At 62.7% G+C, this 23,084-nt stretch carries 19 protein-coding genes; 6 read left to right on the top strand and 13 right to left on the bottom strand.

Annotated elements, in window-relative coordinates:
* Positions 1-586: 586 nt before the first annotated feature.
* The gene (locus tag ACQKEN_RS24390; RefSeq protein WP_074883026.1) at positions 587-1,876 is read right to left on the bottom strand and encodes an MFS transporter; all 1,290 of its coding nucleotides are present in this window, start codon (positions 1,874-1,876) and stop codon (positions 587-589) included.
* A gap of 336 nt (positions 1,877-2,212) precedes the next feature.
* On the opposite strand from ACQKEN_RS24390, the gene uxuA reads away from it, so the two are divergent.
* Positions 2,213-3,256 carry a mannonate dehydratase gene (gene uxuA / locus ACQKEN_RS24385; protein ID WP_427689368.1) on the top strand — a complete coding sequence of 348 codons (1,044 nt, stop codon included), beginning with the start codon at positions 2,213-2,215 and terminating at the stop codon, positions 3,254-3,256.
* A gap of 252 nt (positions 3,257-3,508) precedes the next feature.
* On the opposite strand, the gene ACQKEN_RS24380 is transcribed toward uxuA, so the two are convergent.
* The 3 genes from ACQKEN_RS24380 to ACQKEN_RS24370 form a co-directional block, all read right to left on the bottom strand.
* Positions 3,509-4,216 carry a FadR/GntR family transcriptional regulator gene (locus tag ACQKEN_RS24380; RefSeq protein ID WP_427689367.1) on the bottom strand — a complete coding sequence of 236 codons (708 nt, stop codon included), beginning with the start codon at positions 4,214-4,216 and terminating at the stop codon, positions 3,509-3,511.
* A 343-nt stretch (positions 4,217-4,559) separates the two neighbouring features.
* Positions 4,560-5,690 carry a mannitol dehydrogenase family protein gene (locus ACQKEN_RS24375; RefSeq protein WP_427689366.1) on the bottom strand — a complete coding sequence of 377 codons (1,131 nt, stop codon included), beginning with the start codon at positions 5,688-5,690 and terminating at the stop codon, positions 4,560-4,562.
* An 11-nt stretch (positions 5,691-5,701) separates the two neighbouring features.
* Complete coding sequence (locus ACQKEN_RS24370; protein ID WP_427689370.1) at positions 5,702-6,712, bottom strand: zinc-binding alcohol dehydrogenase family protein; 1,011 nt, start codon at positions 6,710-6,712, stop codon at positions 5,702-5,704.
* A 301-nt stretch (positions 6,713-7,013) separates the two neighbouring features.
* Between ACQKEN_RS24370 and ACQKEN_RS24365 the strand changes: the two genes are divergently transcribed.
* A complete protein-coding gene (locus tag ACQKEN_RS24365; RefSeq protein WP_427689365.1) occupies positions 7,014-7,415 on the top strand; it encodes a hypothetical protein in 402 nt (133 codons plus the stop codon).
* Between the two features lie 54 nt (positions 7,416-7,469).
* On the opposite strand, the gene ACQKEN_RS24360 is transcribed toward ACQKEN_RS24365, so the two are convergent.
* A complete protein-coding gene (locus ACQKEN_RS24360; protein WP_427689364.1) occupies positions 7,470-8,321 on the bottom strand; it encodes an urea carboxylase-associated family protein in 852 nt (283 codons plus the stop codon).
* 217 nt (positions 8,322-8,538) lie between these two features.
* Here ACQKEN_RS24360 and ACQKEN_RS24355 point away from each other — a divergent pair, with 217 nt between their 5' ends.
* Positions 8,539-9,564 (top strand): LacI family DNA-binding transcriptional regulator, encoded by a 1,026-nt coding sequence (locus ACQKEN_RS24355; protein ID WP_074883009.1) that lies wholly within the window; start codon positions 8,539-8,541, stop codon positions 9,562-9,564.
* Positions 9,565-9,622: 58 nt separating this feature from the next.
* On the top strand, positions 9,623-10,621 hold the full coding sequence (iolG, locus tag ACQKEN_RS24350; RefSeq protein WP_427689363.1) for an inositol 2-dehydrogenase: 999 nt from the start codon (positions 9,623-9,625) through the stop codon (positions 10,619-10,621).
* Between the two features lie 263 nt (positions 10,622-10,884).
* On the opposite strand, the gene ACQKEN_RS24345 is transcribed toward iolG, so the two are convergent.
* The 8 genes from ACQKEN_RS24345 to ACQKEN_RS24310 form a co-directional block, all read right to left on the bottom strand.
* Positions 10,885-13,986: an error-prone DNA polymerase gene (locus tag ACQKEN_RS24345; protein ID WP_427689362.1), complete on the bottom strand. Its 3,102-nt coding sequence runs from the start codon at positions 13,984-13,986 to the stop codon at positions 10,885-10,887.
* A complete protein-coding gene (locus ACQKEN_RS24340; RefSeq protein WP_427689361.1) occupies positions 13,983-15,410 on the bottom strand; it encodes a Y-family DNA polymerase in 1,428 nt (475 codons plus the stop codon). Before ACQKEN_RS24340 ends, ACQKEN_RS24345 begins: the two co-directional genes overlap by 4 nt.
* Before the next feature lie 7 nt (positions 15,411-15,417).
* Entirely contained in the window at positions 15,418-16,035 is a 618-nt protein-coding gene (imuA, locus tag ACQKEN_RS24335; RefSeq protein WP_427689369.1) for a translesion DNA synthesis-associated protein ImuA, read from the bottom strand.
* Entirely contained in the window at positions 16,035-16,652 is a 618-nt protein-coding gene (lexA, locus tag ACQKEN_RS24330) for a transcriptional repressor LexA (protein ID WP_427689360.1), read from the bottom strand. The genes imuA and lexA overlap by 1 nt, the downstream gene beginning before the upstream one ends.
* A 121-nt stretch (positions 16,653-16,773) precedes the next feature.
* Positions 16,774-17,577: an isocitrate lyase/PEP mutase family protein gene (locus tag ACQKEN_RS24325; RefSeq protein WP_427689359.1), complete on the bottom strand. Its 804-nt coding sequence runs from the start codon at positions 17,575-17,577 to the stop codon at positions 16,774-16,776.
* Between the two features lie 70 nt (positions 17,578-17,647).
* Complete coding sequence (locus ACQKEN_RS24320) at positions 17,648-18,187, bottom strand: methylated-DNA--[protein]-cysteine S-methyltransferase (protein ID WP_427689358.1); 540 nt, start codon at positions 18,185-18,187, stop codon at positions 17,648-17,650.
* A 140-nt stretch (positions 18,188-18,327) separates the two neighbouring features.
* A complete protein-coding gene (locus ACQKEN_RS24315; RefSeq protein WP_427689357.1) occupies positions 18,328-19,248 on the bottom strand; it encodes a DNA-3-methyladenine glycosylase family protein in 921 nt (306 codons plus the stop codon).
* Positions 19,249-19,501: 253 nt separating this feature from the next.
* On the bottom strand, positions 19,502-20,146 hold the full coding sequence (locus tag ACQKEN_RS24310; protein WP_427689356.1) for a hypothetical protein: 645 nt from the start codon (positions 20,144-20,146) through the stop codon (positions 19,502-19,504).
* Positions 20,147-20,629: 483 nt separating this feature from the next.
* On the opposite strand from ACQKEN_RS24310, the gene ACQKEN_RS24305 reads away from it, so the two are divergent.
* Complete coding sequence (locus ACQKEN_RS24305; RefSeq protein WP_427689355.1) at positions 20,630-21,616, top strand: aliphatic sulfonate ABC transporter substrate-binding protein; 987 nt, start codon at positions 20,630-20,632, stop codon at positions 21,614-21,616.
* Complete coding sequence (locus tag ACQKEN_RS24300) at positions 21,613-22,491, top strand: ABC transporter permease (protein WP_427689354.1); 879 nt, start codon at positions 21,613-21,615, stop codon at positions 22,489-22,491. Before ACQKEN_RS24305 ends, ACQKEN_RS24300 begins: the two co-directional genes overlap by 4 nt.
* The last annotated feature ends 593 nt before the right edge of the window (positions 22,492-23,084 follow it).

Genomic DNA, 23,084 nt, shown 5'->3' with positions numbered 1-23,084 from the left:
AAAAGTGGATGATACAACCACATTCTCCTAACGAAAAAAACCCCCCCCCACTAAAGCATCCGCGTGCATTCAATGGGACTGGCCGGAACGCCGACTTGTGGGACCGGCTTTAGCCGGGAAAGCGTCAGTGGTTACACCACGAACGTGACGGTGCCTGCACTGGCCTCTTCCCGGCTAAAGCCGGTCCCACTAAAGCGTCCGCGTGCATTCAATGGGACTGGCTGGAACGCCGAGTTGTGGGACCGGCTTTAGCCGGGAAAGCGTCAGTGGTTACACCGCAAAGGTGACGGTGCCTGCGCTGGCCTCTTCCCGACTAAAGCCGGTCCCACTAAAGCGTCCGCGTGCATTCAACGGGACTGGCTGGAACGCCGACCTGTGGGACCGGCTTTAGCCGGGAAAGCGTCAGTGGGCACACCGCGAACGTGAGGGTGCCTACACTGGCCTCTTCCCGGCTGAAGCTGGTCCCACTAAGGCATTCGCGTGCATTCAATGGGACTGGCCGGAACGCCGACTTGTGGGACCGGCTTTAGCCGGGAAAGCGTCAGTGGGCACACCACAGAAGTGAGGCCCGCATCCGTTTCAACACTCAGGTGCGCTGGGCGACCGCTGGCGTGTCCAGCGGCGCGGCACCCTCCGGCGTCGTGGAAAACGGCTCGATCTTGCCGACAATGAACAGATAGCTGAACGCCCCCAACAGCGCAAACGCCCCGGCGGTGAGCAGCGGCGCGGTGAACGAGCCGTTGCCGATCACCAGCATGAAACCGGTGAAGGTGGTGATGAAGATCCCGGCGGTGTTCGACGCAAAGTTCTGTATACCACCGATCGACGCCACGTGAGCAGGCGATGGCGCCACGTCGGCTGGCAGGCACCAGATGCTCGCGCCGGCGAACGCCAGACTTGCGTAGGCCAGACTGAAAAAGCCGAGCATCGCCCAGGTGCTATCCACGAACACTGACAGGGAAATGCTCGACGACATCAGCATGCCGCCGACGATGCAGGTCTTGCGCGCCGCAGTGAGGCTCCAGCCCCGGCGATACAGCGCGTCGGACGTCAGCCCGCCAATCCAGCCGCCGACGATGGACGCCACCGCCGGAATGGTGCCCAGCGTGCCGAGGGATTTCAGCGAGAAACCGCGTTCGGTGACCAGGTAGGTCGGAAACCAGGTGATGAAGAAATAGATCACGAAGTTCAGGCAGAAGAAGCCCAGCATCATCCCCCACAGGGTGCGGTGACGAAACAGCGACGCCCATTTCACTTTCGGCCGCGCGGCGAGTGTGGCCGCCTTGCCCGCTTCGTGTTGCTCGATGGCCGCAACGGCTTGAGGCTCTTTGTAGATCAGGAACCAGCCCACAACCCAGATCAGACCCACTGCGCCGGTAATGATGAACGACGCGCGCCAGCCCCACAGCTCGATGATCAGCGCCACCAACGGGATGGACAGCGCCGAGCCGACCCGCGAACCGCTGTCGAAGATGCTGGTGGCAAAGCCACGCTCCTTCACGTCGAACCACTGGCTGACGATTTTTGCGCAGGACGGATAGGCCCCCGCCTCCCCCACGCCGAGCATCAGCCGGCAACCGAACATCGATGCCAGGCTGCTGGCCGCCGCCGTTGCCGCTGTGAACAGCGACCACCAGGCCACCGCGAGGGGCAGCGCGATGCGCGCGCCGACCTTGTCGACGAACCAGCCAAACGGCATTTGCATGAGTGCGTAGGTCCAGAAGAAGCCGCTGAGCAGCAGGCCCATTTGCCCTGAGCCCAAGGCGAGCTCTTTCTGGATGTAGGGGGCGGCAACCGCGAGGTTGGCCCTGTCGATGTAGTTGATGGCCACCGCGAGGAAGCACAGAAAAATTACCAACCAGCGCCCTTTCTGCATGGCGAGTCCTCCTAATTATTTTTATGAGTAAGACGTCGTTAGAGCTTCGTATAGCGCCCGGGCCCTGATTCACGCGCTGCTCGGCGAGGGATAACGCATCCCCTGAAGAACGGCAGAATTGGCCTGACCAAATATCCGAATGCAGCCGATACTAGACCCGCAAACCGGGTTAGGGAAATCGAAAAGGCGATTTATTTGCCAGTTTACGACTCGACGGTCGGGGTTTGCATAATTTGGCCTGACCAATCTATGCTGCTGCGCACGCCATATCGGGCCGCTGGTGGTGAAGCACTGGCGGTCTTGAGCGGCCTGCCCCATAACAACAAGGACTGCGCAATGAAGATGACCTTCCGTTGGTTCGGCGACAGCGATCCCGTCACCCTGCCCTACATCCGCCAGATCCCCGGGATGACCGGCGTGGTCTCGGCGATCTACGACATTCCGGTGGGCGAGGTCTGGCCGCTGGACAAGATCGCCGCTCTCAAGGCCACGGTGAATGCCCACGGGCTTGAGCTGGAGGTCATCGAGAGCGTGCCGGTCCACGAAGACATCAAGCGCGGTTTGCCTTCCCGCGATCAGTTGATCGACAACTACGGCCAGACCCTGCGCAACCTGGCGGCCTGCGGGATCAAAGTGGTCTGCTACAACTTCATGCCGGTGTTCGACTGGACCCGATCGACCCTGGCCATGGAGTTGCCGGACGGTTCGACCACCCTGGCGTTCGACGTGGCGGTGATCGAGCAGGCGAACCTCGATAACGGCATCACCCTGCCGGGCTGGGACGTCAGCTATGAGCCGCAAGTCCTGCGCGCGCTGATCAACGAATATGCCCAGGTCGATGAAGCCACTTTGCGCGAACGGCTGGCGTACTTTCTCGAGCGCATCATTCCGGTGGCCAAAGATGCCGGGATCAAGATGGCCCTGCACCCGGACGATCCGCCGCGTTCGATGTTCGGCATGCCACGGGTGGTGAAGAACCGCGAGGACCTGGCGCACATTCTGGCGATGGTGGATGACCCGGCCAATGGCTTGACCCTGTGTTCAGGTTCACTCGGCGCGGATCTGGGCAACGACATTCCCTCGCTCGTGCGGGAATTCGGCGGTCAGGGGCGCATTCACTTCGCCCATCTGCGCAACGTGAAGGTCAACGAAGCCGGTGATTTTTACGAGACCGCGCACCGCTCCGAAGACGGCTCGCTGGACATGGCCGAGATCGTCAAGGCATACGTAGAAACGGGTTTCGAGGGGTATTACCGCCCCGACCACGGCCGCATGATCTGGGGCGAAACCGGCAAGCCGGGCTACGGCCTGTACGACCGTGCGCTAGGCGCGGTGTATTTGAATGGCTTGTGGGAAGGGATTCGCAAAACGATGGCGTGAGGCTCGTAGCTCGTAGCTCGTAGCTCATTGGGCTTGATATCCGGGATCGGAAACCGCCCTCAGAAGCGACACGACCTGTAGGAGCGCGCTTGCCCGCGAACGCGTGTGTCCAGACCCTGGAGATGCGTCGGATGTACCAACGGTTTCGCGGGCAAGCGCGCTCCTACAGTTTGATCCGGCTCACAGGCGATTCGGCGTTAAGCCAGCGTGCGAAGGCGTCTGGGGTGTCATGAAGCGCCGAGGGACCCGGCTCTAACGCAATTCCGCTTCCATCCCGTCCAGCCAGCGCGCTTCGGAGCGGCGCAGGTGTTCGCGCATGGCGGTCTGGGCGCCGATCAGGTCGCGGGTCTGGACGGCGTGCAGAATCGCTTCGTGCTCGGCCACGGCCATGGCCCAGGTTTCGGTGGTTTCGGAGTGTTCGCTGACGTGGGCGGTAAGCGGGCTATAACGCTCTTCGAACAACGAGGTGATGATGCGCACGAGGGTCGAGTTGCCGCTCATTTTCGCCAGTCGCTGGTGGAATTTGCGGTCGTCGTCCAGCGCCGGCACACCTTTGAGCGCACCTTCGCGCATCTTGTCGATGCAGCCCTGCAGGTAGCGAAAATCAGCCTTGCTGCCGTGTAGACAGGCCAGCATCACGCTCTCACCTTCGATCAACGCCCGGGCCTGCATCAGCTCGGACGGACTCTCTCCCAGCGTGCGGGTTTTGCCTTTGACGCCCAGCAGGTGCTCACAGACGTAGATGCCGGAACCCATGCGGATTTCGACGCTGCCTTCGATTTCCAGAGCGATCAGGGCTTCGCGCAGGGACGGACGAGAGACGCCGAGCAACTGCGCCAGATCGCGCTCCGGAGGCAGCCGCGCGCCGGGGGCGATGCCATGCTTGCGAATGTGCTCGCGCAAACGGTCGGCGGTGATCTGGTACAGGCGGCGTTCGGGTGCAGGGCTTGGCGCGGTCATCAATCACGTTCCATCAGGATGCGCCGGAGGATATCACAGGCATTGGGATGCCTTGCTGGGTGGCCTGCAGTCTGCGAACAACCTTAATTTATGATTGTTCCCCACGCTCCGCGTGGGAACACATCCCCTGACGCTCTGCGTCACACGAGGGGACGCGGAGCGTCCCGGGCGGCATTCCCACGCGGAGCGTGGGGACGATCATCAATGCATGCATCCCATTTAGTAGGACGGGCTTTAGCCGGGAAGAGGCCGGTGCGTTCACCCTCAATTTTGCGATGTGCCAATTGCCGTCTTCCCGGCTGAAGCCGATCCCACTATTTGGTGCGTGGTGTGCCAGCCGGCATCAATCGGCCAACGCGCCCTTGAGCTTCGGCTGCTCCAACCCGGCAAGGCCCTGCCCCATCTCCACCACCGGCAAGAACCTGCGGCGTTTCTTCTCTTCGTGGTTCTGCGCGATGTCGGCAATCCGGTGCTGCAGAAACGGGTTGAGAAAACGGTCACGAACGCTGGCCAGATAATCCCGGGCCTGATCCCGTTGCCCCTTCGCTGCAAACACCGGCAGCACCTCCCGCTCCCACAGGTCCTCCAGACTCTCGCGCAGCAGCGGATCATTCATTGCCTGAAACACCGTCTCACCCTCAGGCCGGCCATCTTTCAACCAACGCTCCGCCAGCCAGGTGTGCCCGAGATTGAGCATGAACAGCTTGAACTGCTCGTACTGCTCCAACTCGTCCGTCACCACCAGGCAAGGGTGCGTACACGGCAGCACAAGCCCCGGCTGACGCTCAATCGCCCAGATCGCGTACGGCTCGGCGATGGCACCCACCGGCTGAATGGGCTGCGAGACGATACGGTCGACCAGGGAATTCGCCCAGCGACATGTCTCCCGCAGATAGTGCGCGAACCCGGCGTCGATGCCCCACGCCGCCGCCAGCTCAATGATCAGGTCGCGCAGCACGTCGCCGTTGCGTGAAACCAGCTCACAGGGAAACAGCGACAACGGCTCATCAGGATTCGTCTGCCAGCGGTCATGGAGCAACACCAGCAGTTTCGCCGGAAAACTCCGGGGCGTCGGCGCATCGGCAACCAGGCAAGACGCCGTGTCCGTCGCATCCAGCAGGTAGCCTTTGTCGCCCGTATTGGAAATCACCACCTGCACGTCGCGCCGTATCCCCTGACGAATCGCCGACCAATCGGGGCCGGCTTGCAGCGCCCCGGCAATCGATGTCGACCAGAGCTCTTCATCCACCGTGCGGCCGTTTTCCGCGCCTTGAATGCGCACCGGATAACCCGTGCCACCGGCCAGCGCCGCAACCCGCTGTGCGCTGTCGGCGCTGCCGGTGGTTTGCACGACGGTGATTCTGCCCAGCGCTTCGCCCTTCTCCAGGGCTTGGGAAATGAACAGGTCGGCATGGGCCTGAAGAAAACGGCTGGTACCGAACTGCAGGATGGGGGTGAACGGGGTTGCACTCATGCCCGCGTCTCCTAGCATTCGACGATGGCTTTGACGACGCGCTGCGCAGGGTCGAGCAGCGTGGTGAAGCGCTCGGTCACCTCGCTCAGGGCCATGCGGTGAGTATTCAGCGCGGCGTCCGGGATCAGGCCGTCGCGCAGGCATTGCTCGACGTAGCGGAAGTCTTCGACGGTGGCGTTGCGGCTGCCCATGAGCGTCGCTTCGCGCTTGTGAAATTCGGGGTCGGAGAAGCTGATGGTGTCGCGAACGATGGACACCAGCACGTATTTGCCACCGTGGGCGATGAACTCGAAACCGCGCTCCATGGCCTTGGCGTTGCCCGTGGCGTCGTACACCACATCGAAGAATTCGCCCTCGGTCAGTTGCTCCAGTTGCTGCTTGTCGTCTTCGCCAATCAGCACAGCCGAGTCGATCTGCAGGTGCTGTTTGCAGAACGTCAGGCGATCCTCGCGGGTGTCCAGCACGGTGACTTTGGCGCCCCGCAGGCGGGAGAAAATCGCCACGGCCATGCCGATCGGGCCGGTGCCGACCACCAGCGCGCGCTGGCCGGATTGCACGTCCGAGCGACGCACCGCGTGGGCACCAATGGACAGAAATTCGATCATGGCCGCCTGATCCAGCGTCACCCCGCCGGCCTTGAGCACGAAGCCGTGGGGCAGGCTCAGGTATTCGGTAAATGCGCCGTCACGGTGGACGCCCAGCACTTGAATACGCACGCAGCAATTGGTCTTGCCCTGACGGCAGGCAATGCAGTCGCCACAGGACAGGTACGGCATCACATACACCACGTCGCCGGGTTCCAGCCCACTGCCCGCCTCGCTTGCTTCGACGATGCCGGAGAACTCATGGCCCATGACCCGGGGGTATTCGAGGAACGGCTGATTGCCATTGAAGATGTGCAGATCGGTGCCACAGACCCCGACCCGCTTGATGCGGACCAGCGTCTCGCCGGGTGCGCGTTCGGGTTTCGGACGGTCGAGGGCCAGCAGGGAACCGGGTTTTTCGCAGACGACGGTGAGCATCTTCTCTCTCCAGACCAGGCACGCCGGCGACGCTGAAACGGCCATGGCCGCAGGTTTCCGGGCAGTGATCTTGTTGTTGTGAGGTGGCGGAAGGATTCTGGAAGCACGGGCCGCAGTTGCAGTGGCTTGGACGATGACAAGTGCGGCGCTGCAGGAAAAAACTACACAGGCGCCCGGCCATTGGCAAGACCAATTAACTAATTAAGATATTGGCCTTACCAAATCAGTCATGTGAGTTTTCAGCACGATCGCACGTGCGATGGCTATAAATCCCCACAGTGCATGGTTATGATCGGAGCCCATGAATTCCCCATTGCCCATCCGCTCGCCCTGCCCGCCCGGCGCCTGTCAATGCGACCGCGACTGGCTGTTGGAGCTGGACGGGGCAGATGTGCGCATCCTTCGCCTGACCCGCCAGGAAGAGAAGCGCCTGCTCGACCGCCTGGAAAATATCGCCAGCCTGGAAGATCTGCAGCGCCTGCAAACGCGGATGTTCGATCAGCTCGGCATCCGCGTGGACATCGCCCCCGGCTTCAATGAGGTGCGCAGCATGCGCGGCATGGTCATCGACATCGCCGAACTGCCCGGCATGTGCCGCAAGACCCGCGCCGCCATCCCCGCCGCCATCCGCCGCGGGCTCGAAAAGACCCCGGAGATCGCCTGGCGCCTGCTCGACGCCCACGACTTGTTTCGGGATGCCTGAAGGCGTTGAGATAGCTGTGCGACCTCTCACTGAAACACGACGAAAAGTCGGGCCTTACTTCTCCCAGTCCGCCTTGTCGATCTTCAACCCGTGCAAACCGTTGTACGCCGCGCGTTTGGGCTGCTCCCAGCCTTGCAGCAACGCCGGAGCAATGTCGTAGATTTCGACACCCAATGGCCGGCACACGGTCAGCGGGTCCTGGGCATCCGGGCCCCACATCGGCAGGGACAGGTCACCACCCGGGCATGTCGACAAGGCGCAGAGCAGGTCGATCTCGGCGAAGAACTCAAGGTAGTCCCCTTGTTTTGCCGGGCAGGCTTTCATGAAATACAGGTCGTCGTGATTCAAGCCGGTGCACTGGAAGATATTCAGCACGTCGTGCACGTCAAATTCGGTCAGGCCATGGGGCAACACGGCGCGGGTCAGATTCGAATGGCAGTGGTGGTGAAAGTCTTCGCCGGTGAGCATCTTGTTGACGTAGGGATCGCACCGCGTACCGAGCAGGTCATGCAGCCGACCGCCGTGTTCGTCGATGCCATAACTGGCGAGGCTGTCGTCGGTGATGGTGACCATCGGCCGCAGGAACGGCAGGTTCGACCACAACCGGTCGTGGGTGGTGACATGGGCGCCCTGCAATTGCCGGGTGCGCGCGGCCCACATGCGCTCGCGCGGATCATCGGCGCTCCAGACGTTGAAGTCGCCCACTTGCGGGCCCACCGGGGTGGTCACGCGGAACACCTGTCCGGCCTTGACCTTCCACGCCCGGCCGGTGCGGATAGGCACTTCGAACTGCTCGACCAGGGTGCGGCTGTCCTGCGCCTCGCGGATGCGCTCATAAAACGCCGTGTCGACCTGAAGAGCCGAGCCTTTGCTGACCTGATACGCAGCGGGATAGTCTTTGTACATGGATGCTCCTGGCGAGTGATTTTTATCTGACAAATTGAGCACAGCACAGCCCGTGCCAAGGGCATTGGGTGCTTCGATCGGCAGAACCACAGCCAGCTATTTAGAATTTAATTTCCATCTGTACAAGTAATAGAACAGCGATTAGCATTGCGACAGCCTCATCGAGGCCCCGAATCGACCTCAACAAGACCTCACCGAGAGGCTTCAGGGGATTCACATGCTCGACCGCGCCAGACGTTTCTCCATCAAGCAGATAGCGACTCAAGCCGGCGTGAGCAAGGCGACGGTCGATCGCGTCCTGCATCAGCGCGGCAGCGTGCATTACCAGACCCACCGGCGCATTCATCAAGCCCTCGAAGAACTCGAAGCCCAGGAAAAGTCCGGGCCTGCGGTGGGCCGCACCTTTCATATCGACGTCATCCTGCACACCCCCAAACGCTTCAGCGATGCGGTGCAGGAAGCGATTCTCGCGCAGCTCGGCAGTCTGGCGCCGTTTCGAATCTTTCCGCGCTTCCACCTGTACCAGGAAATCGGCACGCAGCAGATGTACGAGTTGATTCTGCGTTGCGTCGAAAAAGGCAGTCAGGGCCTGATCATCAAAGCGGCGGATGAGTTGCCGATCAACGAAGCGGTGAACGAAGCAACGGCAGCGGGCGTGCCGGTGGTGACGTTTGTTTCCGACCTGCCCCAGAGTGAGCGTATCGGTTACATCGGCATGGACAACCGCACGGCCGGGCAAACGGCGGCGTACCTGATGTCGCGCTGGCTGGACGAGCAAGCACAAGACGTGGCGGTGGTGATCAGCAGTGAGCTGTTTCGCGGCGAGGAAGAGCGGGAAATGGGTTTCCGCACCTGGCTGCGCAGCCGTGCGGCCCATCTGCGCGTCGTCGACGTCACCGGCGGGTTTGGCGTGCATGAGCCGACCTTTGAAAAAGTCACCAAAGCGCTGCAGGACAACCCGTCGATCAAGGCGATTTACAGCGTCGGCGGCGGCAACCGCGCGATCGTCGACGCCTTCGCCGCACTGGATCGCCCCCTGAATGTATTTATCGGGCACGACCTCGATCAGGAAAACCGACAACTGTTGGCGGAAGAAAAAATCGCCGCGATCATCGATCACAACCTGCACGTCGACGCCCGCAACGCGTTTCTGCACATCCTGCAGTTTCATCGCCTGTGGAAGGCGGTGCCGATTCCCGTTTCCCACGTGCAGGTGGTCACGCCGTTCAACCTGACGCACTGATGTGCAGCCGCACCCGTTACGCCGATCACCCCATAACAACAATCCCGGAGATCCACCCATGCTACGCATTGCAGTCCTCGGCGCAGGCCGTATCGCCAACATTCACGCGGCCAATGTGGCTGCCAACCCCAACGTGCAACTCACGGTGATCGCTGACCCATGGCGCGAAGGCGTCGACACCCTGGCCGGCAGGCTGGGTTGCGCGGCGGCCTACGATTGCGCCGAGGCCATTGCCCGGGACGACGTGGATGCGATTGTCATCGGCACCCCGACCGACACCCACATCGACCTGATGCTGCGGGCGGTGAAGCTGGGCAAACCGGTGCTGTGCGAAAAACCCATTGACCTGGATTTCGCCAAAGCCGCCCGCGCAGTGGAAGAGATAGAGCGCCTGAACGGTAAGGTGATGCTGGGTTTCAACCGCCGTTTCGACCCGGACACCCTGCAGATGCGCAAGGCCATTGCCCGGGGGGACATCGGCGAGGTGCGCCAGGTGGTCATCACCAGCCGCGATCCGGGGCTGGCACCGGTGGAGTACCTGACCCACTCCGGCGGGATCTTCCGCGACATGACCATCCATGATTTCGACACGGCGCGCACCTTGCTCGGCGAAGAACCCGTCGAAGTGATCGCCATTGCCAGCCGACTGGTGGAGCCCGCGCTCGCGCAGATCGACGACTACGACAGCGTGATGGTGCTACTGCGCACCGCCTCCGGTAAACAGTGCCACATCAATTGCTGCCGCGAAGCCGTGTACGGCTACGACCAGCGCCTGGAAGTGTTCGGCTCCAAGGGCATGATCCTCAACGACAACCATCGCCCGAGCACCGTGCGCAGCTACAGCGCCACGCAAACCGAAGTGCGCGAGCCGCTGGAAAATTTCTTCCTTGAGCGCTATGCGGCGTCCTACCGCATCGAGCTGAACCAGTTCATCGACGCGGTGCGCGGCAACGAAACCTTACCGACCAATGCCCGGGACGGGTTGAGAGCCTTGCATCTGGCCAACTGCGCCATCGAGTCGATCAAGACCGGGCGGGCTGTGAAGGTGGAGATCTGAATCCCGAGGTGTTCAGGGCCTGTCTCTGGTGCGGGCATGAGGGACCGTAGCAGACGACCAGCGTACTTCAACCACGGTGCATAACCCGTAGGAGCCGGCTTGCTGGCGAACAAATCCGGCGGCTCACTGCGGTGTGGGATCAAATGCCGCTTTCGCCAGCAAGCCGGCTCCTACAGTAGATCGGGGTCCGACCTTGAGCGCGAGCCCGCCGAAAACCTGTAGGAGGATCGCGGTCAATCAGGCGTTTATCAGCCCCCTGCGGTTCACTTGAAATCCCGACTGCGCACGTCGAGCCCGGTGAGCATCGGCGTGAGGTCGAACAATCGCTGGGCGATGACGTGGCGCACGCCCTTCTGGAATTCGAACTTGCCGAACACCTGCATCAACTGCGACCCCACCAGCACTTTGCGCTGACGCTCGGCCAGATCACGCCAGACCACGACGTTGATCATGCCGTGCTCGTCTTCCAGGGTGACAAAGGTCACGCCACTGGCGGTGCCGGGCCGTTGTCGACCGACGACAAGCCCGGCGACGCTGAAGCTCCGACCATGTTCTTCATCCAGCAAATCCTTTGAACTGCGAAAACGCTTCGCCGCCAGCTTATGCCGCAGCAGGGCCAACGGGTGCGGGCCGAGCGTAGTGCCGAGGGTGTCGTAATCGGCTGCAAGGTCCTGGGCGACACTCGGCAACGGCAGCGCGACCTGGGCCTCTTCGCCAAAACAGTCGTCGCCGAACAACGGCCGTTGCATCTCGACGCCGGCGATCTCCCAACGCGCCCGGTGCCGATGCCCCACCAGACCCCGCAGCGCACCGGAATCGGCCAGCGCAGCACGGGCCCGATTGTCCAGTTCGGCGCGGATGCACAGATCGGCCACGTCCTTGAAATCACGTATGCCGCGCGCCTGCTCGATGCGCCTGGCGTCCTCCTCGCGGAAGCCGCGAATCATGCGCAAGCCCATGCGGATCGCCAGGTTCTGGTTGTATTCCCGGCCGGCCACCGGCTCCAGCGAACAGTCCCAGTCGCTGTATCGCACGTCCACCGGGTGCACGTCGATCTGGTGGCGGCGGGCGTCCTGCAGCAATTGATCCGGACTGTAAAAGCCCATCGGCCAGCTATTGATCAGCGCGCAGGTAAACGCCGCCGGTTCGTGGCATTTCAGCCAGCAACTGGCGTAGGTCAGCAGGGCGAAACTGGCGGCGTGGGATTCCGGGAAGCCGTAACTGCCGAAGCCCTTGATCTGCTCGAAAATCCGCTGGATGAACTCGTCGGGGTAGCCCTTTTCCTTCATGCGCTCGCTGAGGCGGATGCGATGGGGCTCGAGACCGCCATGGCGTTTCCAGGCCGCCATGGAACGGCGCAACTGGTCCGCCTCGCCGGGGGAATAATCGGCGGCGACAATCGCCAGTTGCATGACCTGCTCCTGGAACAGCGGCACGCCCAATGTGCGCTCGAACACCACTTTCAGTTCATCGGACGGGTACGTCACCTCCTCTTCGCCGTTCTTGCGGCGCAGGTACGGATGCACCATGCCGCCCTGAATCGGCCCGGGCCGGACGATGGCCACTTCGATCACCAGGTCGTAGAAAGTGCTGGGTTTCAAGCGCGGCAGCATGGACATTTGCGCCCGCGACTCGATCTGGAACACGCCGATGGTGTCGGCGCGGGTGATCATGTCGTAGGTCGGTTTGTCCTCGGCGGGGATGGTCGCGAGGGTCAGGTCGTAACCGCGATACCCCCTGACCAGATCGAAGGTCCGGCGCAGCGCGCTGAGCATGCCCAAGGCGAGGATATCGACCTTGAGCAGGCCCACCAGATCGAGGTCGTCCTTGTCCCACTGAATGATGGTGCGGTCCGCCATGGCAGCGTTTTCCACGGGCACCAGGGTTTCCAGCGGGTGCTCGGAAATCACGAAACCGCCAGGGTGCTGGGACAGATGCCGGGGAAAGCCGATGAGTTCACCGGTGAGTGTCAGCACCCGGCGCAAAATCGGGCTATCAGGTTCAAAACCGCATTCGCGCAGGCGTTCGGCGGGCGGCATGCTGTCGCTCCAGCGGCTGAAGCAGTCAGCCAGGGCGTTGATCTGGTCGGGCGGCAAGCCGAGGACGCGCGCCACATCCCGGACCGCACCCGCACCGTGGTAGGTACTGGCAACGGCGGTGAGCGCCGCCCTGCCCCGGCCGTATCGACGGAACACGTATTGCAGCACTTCTTCGCGCCGTTCGTGCTCGAAATCGACGTCGATGTCCGGGGGCTCGTCGCGTTCTTCGGAGATGAAACGCTCGAACAGCAGGTTGCTTTTTGACGGGTCCAGCTCAGTGATGCCCAAAGCGAAACACACTGTGGAGTTGGCCGCCGAGCCACGGCCCTGGCAGAGAATGTGCTGCTCGCGGGCGAAGCTGACGATGTCATGCACCGTGAGGAAGTAACTCTCGTAACGCTTGGCCGCGATGACCCTCAGCTCTTTTTCGATGTTGCTGCGGGCGACCTCCGGCACGCCCTGAGGCCAGCGCCGACTGGCGCCCTGCTCGGTCAGATGCCGCAGCCAACTGCTGGGGGACTGGTCAGGTGGCACCAGTTCGTGGGGGTATTCGTAGCGCAACTCACGGAGGTCGAAAGTGCAACGCCGGGCAATGTTCAGGGTTTCAATCAGCAGGCTTGCCGGATACAGCTCGCCCAGCACCGACAGCGGTCGCAAATGCCGCTCGCCGTTGGCAAACAGCCGATGCCCTGCCTCCGCCACGGTGGTGTGATGGCGGACCGCGCTCATGGTGTCCTGCAACGCCCGACGACCGCGGGCGTGCATGTGCACGTCGCCACTGGCGACGGCAGGAATCGCCATGGCCCGCGCCATACCGAGCAAGGTGTTGAGGCGCTTTCGGTCATCCGGACCGCAATGCAGCTCGACACTCAGCCACAGGTTCTGCTGGAAGATCCCGCGCAGCCAGTCGCCTTGTTCCCGCCGTGTCGGCACGTCCTGATCAAGATCCGGCAGCCACAGCGCCAAAAGCCCCGAAAGCGGCGGCTGAAAGTCCTCGCGCAGCAAGCGGTATTCGCCTTTCTTGCTGCGGCGCCGACCTTGGGTGATCAAGCGACACAAGGCCTGGTAGCCGGCGAGATTCTCCACCAGCAAGACGACTTTCGGTCCGTTCTCGATGGCGATTTCGCTGCCGATGATCAGTGGCAGTTCACATTCCTTCGCGGCCTGCCACGCCCGCACGATGCCCGCCAGGGTGCATTCATCGGTGATGGCCAGCGCCTGATACCCATGCAGCTTTGCCCGCTCGAACAACTCTTTCGCACTCGACGCCCCGCGTTGAAAGCTGAAGTTCGACAGGCAATGCAGCTCGGCGTATCCCGCGCTCATGCGAACCAGCCGTGCAGCAACAGGCTGCTGTCGCCAACGCTGCGGTAAGCCCAGCCGCGCTGGCCGTTGCGGGTTTCGACGAGGTAATAATCGCGGCGCACGTCGCCGCCGTCCCACCAGCCCGACTCGATGCGCTCAGGCCCGGCCAGCACGCGCAGGCCGGGCTCGGTCAGTAATTCGGGCTCAGACAACAGCCAGCCGGGGCGCGGGACTTTATGGGTCAGCGCCAGCGGTTTGCTCGGGGAAGCGGGCAACGAGGCGTGTTCCGGACGATGGTCGGCATTGAAAGCCAGGCCTGATACGGCTTCATCTCCAAGCCGTGCGCGCAGGCGCTCGCGCAGCTGCTCCCATGGCATGGTCTGCTGCGGACGGTCGTCGAACAGCTCGCGATGGGTGGGCACGAAGGCCGGCAGATCCTTGGCCTGCAACCTTAGTGCGCGCACCGGCGACGGCACTTCGACTTGCTCCAGACGCCCGCGCGCCAGCTCGAACAGCATGTTGGCTTCGCGCTCGGCACTGAGCAGGCCGACGGGAATCTGCGTGTCCGGCGCAACGCTGCCCACACTCGGCACATGCTCCAGATGAATCACGAAACGTTGCACGCCGCTGTCGCGCCCGGCCAGAAACACCGCCAGATCGGCAATCATGTGCTTGAGCGGGAACAGCAGCGCCTGATGGGATTCGACGTCGAAGTTGAGCTCAATGCGAGTATCGAAACGGTCCGGCGGCACATAACACTCCAGCCCCATGGGCCTGCGCCCGAACAGGGTGTCGAGGTGTTGCAGCACGGCTGCCGGAAAACGCCGGGCCAACGTGTCACGGGGCAACCCCTGGACCTGCCGTACGCGATGCAGGCCCATGCGCGCCAGTGCGGTGGCCACCTCGGTTGGCAGGCCGATGCGGTTGACCGGCATCTGAGCCAGCACCTCATGCAGTGAGTCGCCATCGCTCACGGCGAGACCATCATGGGCGTTGGCGAGCATGCGGGCCGCCAGCGGATTGGGCGCCGCGACGATGCGGTGGCTGAAGCCCAGCTCGGTCAGTTCCTGACGCAGACGCGCTTCGAAAATCGGCCACGGGCCGAACAGGCCAAAGCTGGATTCAACCTCCATCAACAGCACGCGCGGGTATTTGAGGCTGACATGGGAACTGAAACGGTAGGCCCAGGCGGCCAGTAAACGGTGCCAGCGCTCGGTTTCGTCCGGGTCGTATTCGACGGTGGCGAATTCTCGGGTCATGGCGTGGGCTGCCGTCAACGACTGGCCGGCACGCAGGCCCATCGCGCGGGCCGCCGGGTTGACCGTCTGCAGCACCCGGCGCTGGGCCGTGCCGCTGATCAGCGCCAGCGGTTCTTCAGGGTTTTCGCGACGACGCATGACGCCGTCCAGCGCCAGCTGCGGCAGGAGGACACAGGCCCAGAGCATGGCAACCTCAAGCGTCAGCGGTGAACGGGACGGGGGAAGAAGGCGCCAGCCCGCCGCGACACTTGAGCACCCGCAACTGACTGGGGCGCGCGTCGATGGCAATACGCAGCGCGGCCGGAGACGGGTTGGCTGCCGCCTCATGCCCGCGGCAGGCAAAGGCCAGGGTTTCACCGGTTTCAGCGGCCACCTGCAACCGACGCAAGGCACGGTCGTCGACCTTGGTCGGCCAGCACAACACTGCGCCGCAACTGCCCGAACGCAGGCATTGCTCGACCGCCCACAGGGCATCGCGCTCGTTGGCGTGGATGATCGACAACTGCCTCAGGTCGATGCCCGCCATCTGCCAGGCCTGGGCATAAGGCAGATAGGGCGGCGCGACCAGCACGATACGCTCGCCGGCGTCAGCGAGGCGCGCCAGGGTCGGCCACATCAGCCGCAACTCACCACTGCCGTTGGCCGCCACCAGCACTTCGGTCATCGCCGCAGGGGGCCAGCCACCCAGGGGCAACGCGGCGTCGAGGGCTGCATGGCCGGTGGGCTGCGTGGCCACCGAGGCAACCTGCTGGCGCCCCTTCCAGACACGTCGCTCGTCCAGCAACGCGTCGAGGCTGACCACCGCGCCCATCATTCCCGGCGCACCAGGCCACAGAACACGCCTTCGATGGCGAAGTCCTGGTCGGGCCGCACAATGATCGGTTGATACGCCGGGTTGCGCGGCAGCAAACGCAGCTGATCATCGCCGCGCTCCAGGCGCTTGATGGTCACTTCGCCGTCCAGCCGTGCCACGATGATCTGCCCGTCGCGGGCGTCGGCGCTTTGCAGGATACCCACCAGATCGCCATCGAAGATGCCGTCGTCGATCATCGAATCCCCGCTCACCCGCAACAGGTAATCCGGGACGCGCATGAAGGTGCGGCTGTCCAGGGTGAAGATGTCGTGGTTATCGAGGTCGGGGCCGATGGGCGCACCGGCGGCCACCCGGCCGAGCACGGGAATGTCGAGCATCTGTGGCCGTGGACGGGTGTCCACCAGCCGGATGCCGCGGGCCTGATTGGCGATGACTTCGATCAGGCCGGCGTCGGTCAGCGCCACGATGTGCTTGCGCGCGACACTGCGGGACGCAAAACCGAAGGCTTCGGAAATTTCAGCCAGGCTGGGAGGCTGGCCATTATGGGCGATGCGATCTCGAATGAACGTGAGGATGGCAGCGCGTTTGGGGGAAAGGGTCGTCATGGAGCACATTTGTACTCTTCTCGACTAAACCTGGCTAGCGCCTCTCGTCGATCCCGCCGCAAATTTTGTAACAGAGCGGCGAATCCAGAGAATCGCCGCCCTTCGTTTCATGGCTTCCGATGCGTCCTGTCTAGCGCTCAAACAGCGCCTGAATCTGCGGATAGGTCAGGCTGCCTTCAGTGACCGCCTCCGACCGCCCTTCCTGCAAAAAGCCGCGCGCCAGCTGCTCGGCCTGTCCCCATAAGGTCTGCGTGATGGTGGATCCCGCGCTCAACCGGCGTACGCCCAGCTGCGCCAGTGCGTCGGCGTCTGGCAGTCCTTGTCGCGCCAGCAGATTGATGGGCAGATCGATGCCGGCAACGACGGCTTTGATCTGCTCGACATCCACCAGGGCTGCCACAAACAAACCGTCCGCACCGGCCTCCCGGTACATATGACCGCGTTTAAGGCTTTCTTCGACCCGCGCATGTTCAGGAACCAGACTCGCCAGATAAACGTCGGTGCGGGCGTTGATAAAGACGTCCAGCCCGTTGTTGGCAGCCATGCTTTTGATCGCCTCGATCTTGCGGGCGAGCAACTGCGGCGCGTCGGAACCGTCCTCGATATTGATGCCGACCGCCCCGACGTCCAGCACCCGCTTGACGTTCTCCGCAACGGTTGCCGGGTCGTCCGAGTAGCCGTTTTCGATGTCGACCGACAGCGGCACCTTGATCAGCCGCGCGATGCTGGCCGCGACGCTTACCGCAGTGTCGACCGGAAACACCCGGCCATCGGCATAACCCTGCGCCCACGCGACACCGGCGCTGGTGGTCGCGATGGCGGTGGCGCCGAGGCTTTCGAACAGCCGCGCGCTGCCCGCATCCCAGGCATTGGGCAGGCGCAAAACGGTGGATTGGTGGTGCAGTGAGCGAAACGTCTGAGCGGAACCGGGCATGATCATCTCCATTGATTCGGTTTCTGGGCGGGTTGTGACTTTCAGGGTGTGCGTGTCTGTGTGGGCCAGTCTAGAACAGTGAGGCCTGGGTCGAAGCCACCGCCTTGACGCGCTTGCCCCGCTGTACCGGCTGATAACCCTCAAGCGTCAGCAGCAGGTGCTTGGCGTCGAGGCCACCGGCAAAACCGGTGAGCGCGCCGGAGCTGCCGATCACCCGGTGGCAGGGGGCGATGATGGAAATCGGGTTCCTGCCATTGGCCGCACCGACGGCGCGCACGGCGGTGGGGTTGCCGATCTGCAGGGCTATGTCGAGATAACGGCGGGTTTCGCCGAAGGGAATTTCCAGCAAGGCCTGCCAGACTTTCTGCTGAAACGCGGTGCCATGGAATTCGAGTTCAAGCTCGAAGCGCTGTCGTTGCCCGGCGAAGTATTCGGCGAGCTGCCGCTCGGTCCGGTCCAGAATATCGCTGCCGGCGTCTTCGCTCATCGCCCCGAGCAGCACGCGATTAGGACGGTCGTTTTCCCACAACACGGCGGCCAGACGCGGGCCATTGGCGATCAGCTTCAACTGACCGACCGGGGAATCGATGAAACGGTAGGTGAAGGTCATCCTCTGGCTCCTGCTCTGGTTTTTGCTCTCGATACGGCCGCGCCGGGAGTATCTGGAATCGTCCGGGCATCAGCCGTACGCCGACATACTACTCGCGCGACCTGCCCGAACCACCTGCTTCTTGCGCTCAAACTCGCGGTTTAACCGCCCTTCTGCTTGCCCGCCGCATCCGCCGCGGAATTCCAGATGTGCATCGCGGCATAGGCGCGCCAAGGCTTCCAGGCTTCGGCCCGGGCCTTGTGCTGCGGCAGGCGCAGCAGCGTGGGCTCTCGCAGGGTCATCAGATTCATCAGCACCAGATCGGCGGCGGGCCAGGCGTCCGGGTCACGCCAGGCGCGCATGGCGATGTACTCCACGGTCCAGGGGCCGATACCGGGCATGGCCAGCAGTTGTCGCCGCAGATCACCGATGTCGCCATGGCGAACCTCGAGTGATAGCTCGCCACTGGCCACCGCCGCGGCGAGACGCTGCAGGGTGTCGACGCGCTTGCCGGGCATACCGATCTTGTCCAGATTGACCTGCGCCAGGGCGTCTGGCGTCGGGAATCGCCAGGCCAATTGTTCATGCAGACCTTCGCTGACCTGAACTCCGGCGCGCTGGACCAGGCGACCGACAATCGTGGTCGCACCCTTGACGCTGACCTGTTGCCCGACAATCGTGCGCACCGCCAGCTCGAACCCGGAAAACGCCCCCGGCACGCGCAGCCCCGGACGACGCTGCACCAGCGAGGCCAGCCAGGGGTCCTGCGAGAGGGCTTGGTCGATGATGTGAGGTTCGGCGTACAAATCGAACAGGTGCGAAACCGGGACGATGATCTGATCAATGTGCTGGCTCACCTCGCCGTGGGCGGTTGCCAGTAGATGCTGCCCGTCCGGGGCCATCTCTACCGTCAAGGCACCGGGGCTGCCCTCGAAGTCGATATTGCGCATGTACACCCCGCCGACCACCGCCTCCACGCCCGCCGTCATCCGCGCCGCGAAGAAATCCAGCATGCGCTGCCAGTCGAGCGGCGGATGGAAGGGGATCAGACGCGAAGCGTGGGGGTGGAGAGATTGACGCATGGAGGAGCCGCCGGCAGTCAGGGTCGGGTGACGCTAGCGTAATCGATGAAGGCGTACAAATTTTTCGGGCTGGAACGCATCAGGTGTTATCGACCGTAGGACCGGCTTTAGTCGGGAGAGCCGCAGGCGTCACACCGCAGGGTTGAGGGTGCACTGACTGGCCTCTTCCCGGCTGAAGCCGGTCCCACTATGAGACTGCATGCACTCTGCAGGACTGGATGTCGCCTCCCCTATGCCATCTCGGGGATGCCCATCAGCTCGGGCAGCCCACAGCACCGCCATCAAGGTTCTGCTTGTAGTTTTCGTACTGCAGCGTGGCTTTGCCGTCGTTCCACTTGAGGGTCAGGACCAGCACGGAATCGAAGTCCTCGGCGACCCAGTCGTTGACCAGTTTGACCTTCTCGCCCGACGCCTCCTGGGCGACTTTGTTGATCAGCTCCGGCAGGTAGCCGTGGGACCAGGCGGTGTAGATGGTGGCGTCGTGGTATTTGTCGCGCATCAGCTCATCGGCCAGATCACCGGTGTCATTGGCGGCGAAATCGATATTGACCGGCAGGCCCAGCTTGATCGCGCTGGGGCCGACGGTCATGAGCGGGCGAAGGTAGCTGTAGGAATGATCGTGCTCGCCCTCTTCCACATGGCGGCTGGGGTTGGCCGCGAAGATAAAGTCGGCCTTTCCGAAGGTGTTCGGCAGCACTGTGGACAGGTCGATGGCGCGGTTGAGGCCCTGGCAGTTCAGTTGACCCAGGCCGGTTTCGGGCTTCTCGGCGTGGCGCAGAAACACCAGGGTCTGGGTGCCGTTCTTGGACTCGGCATGCACCCCTTTGCCCGCCGCGAACCAGAAAATGGCGGATGCGATCAGCAGGGTCGGCAACAGAAAGTAAGTCATGCGCTGCATTGCGCGGGACCACAGAGGAGGTGTTGAAAGGCTCATATCGGCATGGAGTTCTGATGGCTCGTGATGGGCGTGACGCCCGATGCAACGTCCTTGTCAGCGTGCGGCTCGGTGCAGTATGCCGAGCGAATATTTCCGTATAACGAATGCCCATCAGATGAGTAAATGCTCAAGAGGTTGCACGCAACCGCCTGATTCAGCGAATTAATCGCCGAACGGTCAGCTACATGGATGTGGGAAAAAAGACTTGCGTAGAGATTACCTGACCCGGTGCGACTGTTTGCCCAGCAACATCTGATCAACAGACTGCAGTGTCAAGGACACCCTGAACGGCTTTGAACTCCCGTCAATCCGCGTCTACACGGGCACAACAGCCAATGGCACAAAGCCTGCAATATTCCAATCAAGCAGACCGATTCGCTCCGACTGCTGATTTCGTCATAAGCAGCCGTGCGCAGCTTCCGCCCCTTGACTGGACACTCACCCATGACCGCATTTTTCCGCCTGCCGACTTCCTTCAAACTACTCGCCGGGGCTCTCGCATTGACGTTACAGCCGCTGGCCCTGGCTGCCGAGGCGCCACCGGCCGAAGTGCACCTGGATTACGCCTACTACTCGCCGGTCAGTCTGGTGCTCAAGCATTTTGGTTGGCTGGAAAAAGCGCTGCCCCAAAGCAAAGTCAGCTGGGTATTCAGCCAGGGCAGCAACCGCTCACTGGAATACCTCAACAGCGGCGGCGTCGACTTCGCCTCGTCCGCCAGTCTCTCGGCGGTGTTGGCGCGGGCCAACGGCAGCCCGATCAAATCGGTTTATGTCTACAGCCGCGCCGAATGGACCGCGCTGGTGGTGCGCAAGGACTCGACCCTACAGAGTGTTGCCGACCTCAAGGGCAAGAAAATCGCCGCCACCAAAGGCACTGACCCTTACCTCTTTACCCTGCGCGCCTTGCAGCAGGCGAAGCTGACCAAGGACGATGTCGAACTCTTGCATCTGCAACACCCGGACGGCCGTATCGCGCTGGAAAAAGGCGACGTCGACGCCTGGGCCGGGCTGGATCCGCACATGGCGGCGAGCGAAATTCAGGCCGGCTCGCGCTTGCTGTATCGCAACAAGGACTTCAACAGCTTTGGCGTCGTCAGCGTGACCGAGCGCTATGGGAAAGAGCACCCGGAAGCGGTCAAAACCGTCCTAGGCGCGTACGAAAAAGCCCGGGAATGGTCGTTGAAACATCCGGACGAGCTGGCGCAATTGCTTGCTACCGAGTCAGGCCTGCCGCTGGATGTCGCCAAATTGCAGCTGAGCCGCACTGACCTCGGCAACCCTCTGCTGACCGACAAGGACGTTAGCGCGTCGAAGGCCGCCGCGCCGATTTTGGTTTCCGAAGAGTTGGTGCGCAAAGGGACGAACGTCGACCAGGTCATCGATCAGTTGATCGACCCGAGCTTCGGCAACGCGGTCGTCGCCACGCCATGAGCAACGCGCGGGGCAGCGAAGCCAGTGGCGGCGGTATCGGAAGCAGCGTCAACCCCAAGGCTCAGGTGTTGAAGGACGAGGGGTTGGACGCGCAACCGGTTGTGCGGCGTGCACGTGGGAATGGGCGAACCCGCTTGAAGGGCCTTGCCGTGCCGGTGGCTATTTTGCTGTTGCTGGAAATTGCGGTCCGCGTCGGCTGGGTGCAGTCCTACCAGATGCCGGCCCCCAGCGAGATCGCCACGACGCTGACGGACCTGGCCGACGGTGCCCTGTGGAAACACATCGGCGCCAGTCTGACACGGGTGTTGTCCGGGTTCGTGATCGGCGCAGGTCTGGCACTGGTGTTCGCGGCGTGGGTCGGGCTCAGCCGCGAGGCGGAAGCCTATCTGGAGCCGACCTTCGCGGGGCTGCGTTCAATCCCGAGCCTGGCCTGGGTGCCGCTGTTGCTGTTGTGGCTGGGGATCGGCGAGACCTCCAAGATTGTGTTGATTGCCATCGGGGCGTTCTTTCCGGTGTACCTGAACGGCGTTGCGGCCATTCGCAATATTGATCGCAAGCTGGTGGAGGTCGGGCAGATATTTCGCTTCAGTCAGCGGCAGATGATCGTGCATGTGTTTTTGCCGGCCGCCCTGCCCGGTCTGTTCACCGGCTTGCGCTCGGGGTTGAGTCTGGCGTGGATGTTTCTGGTGGCGGCGGAGTTGATCGCGGCGACGAAGGGGTTGGGCTATTTGCTGAGTGATGGGCGCGAGACGTCACGGCCCGATATTGTGCTGGCGGCGATCATTGTGTTGGCGGTGTTGGGCAAGTTGACCGATGGGGTGCTGGCGATGCTGGAACGGCGGTTTTTGGCCTGGCGGGATAGTTTTAAGGGCTGAGATCAAGGTCAACAGCGTCTGCCTGGGGGCAGACTGTTTCGCCTTCGGCGAGTTACTTGGAAAAGCACCCCAAGTAACCAAGGGTGCCTGCTCTCGGTTGGGCCCGACTTCGTCGGGTTCCCTCACTCCGACGACGCTCCGTGGGCCCGCGCCGAACGGACATCCATGTCCTGACGGCGCTCTCGCCGCATCCATGCGGCTCGGCCCACTGCGCGTCGTCTACGTTCGGCCTGCACCAAAGTCGCGTTTTGCGGTGTTTGAACCATCTCGGACGAAGATCAAGATCAAAGGCTTCCCGGCTGAAGCCGGTCCTACGATTGGACCGCGTGTTCTCGCGTAATCATGATCGTGCCCACGCTCCGCGTGGGTATGCATCCCAGGACGCTGCGCGTCCATTCCGGGCTAAAGCCGGTCCCACAAAAAGCACCGCATATACCCTGTGGGACCGGCTTCAGCCGGGAAGCTTCTGATCTGCTTTAAAAGCGCTTTTGATCTTCATACGCAAAAAGCCCAGACGACACCAATCGCGACTTGGGTGCAGGCTGAACGCAGGTCTCGCTCCGTGGGCCGAGCGGCATGGATGCCGCGAGAGC

Source organism: Pseudomonas sp. NPDC078416 (assembly GCF_050268485.1).
Lineage (GTDB): Bacteria > Pseudomonadota > Gammaproteobacteria > Pseudomonadales > Pseudomonadaceae > Aquipseudomonas.
The sequence above is the reverse complement of the archived record's forward strand: the minus strand, read 5'-3'. Positions and strand labels throughout refer to the sequence as shown.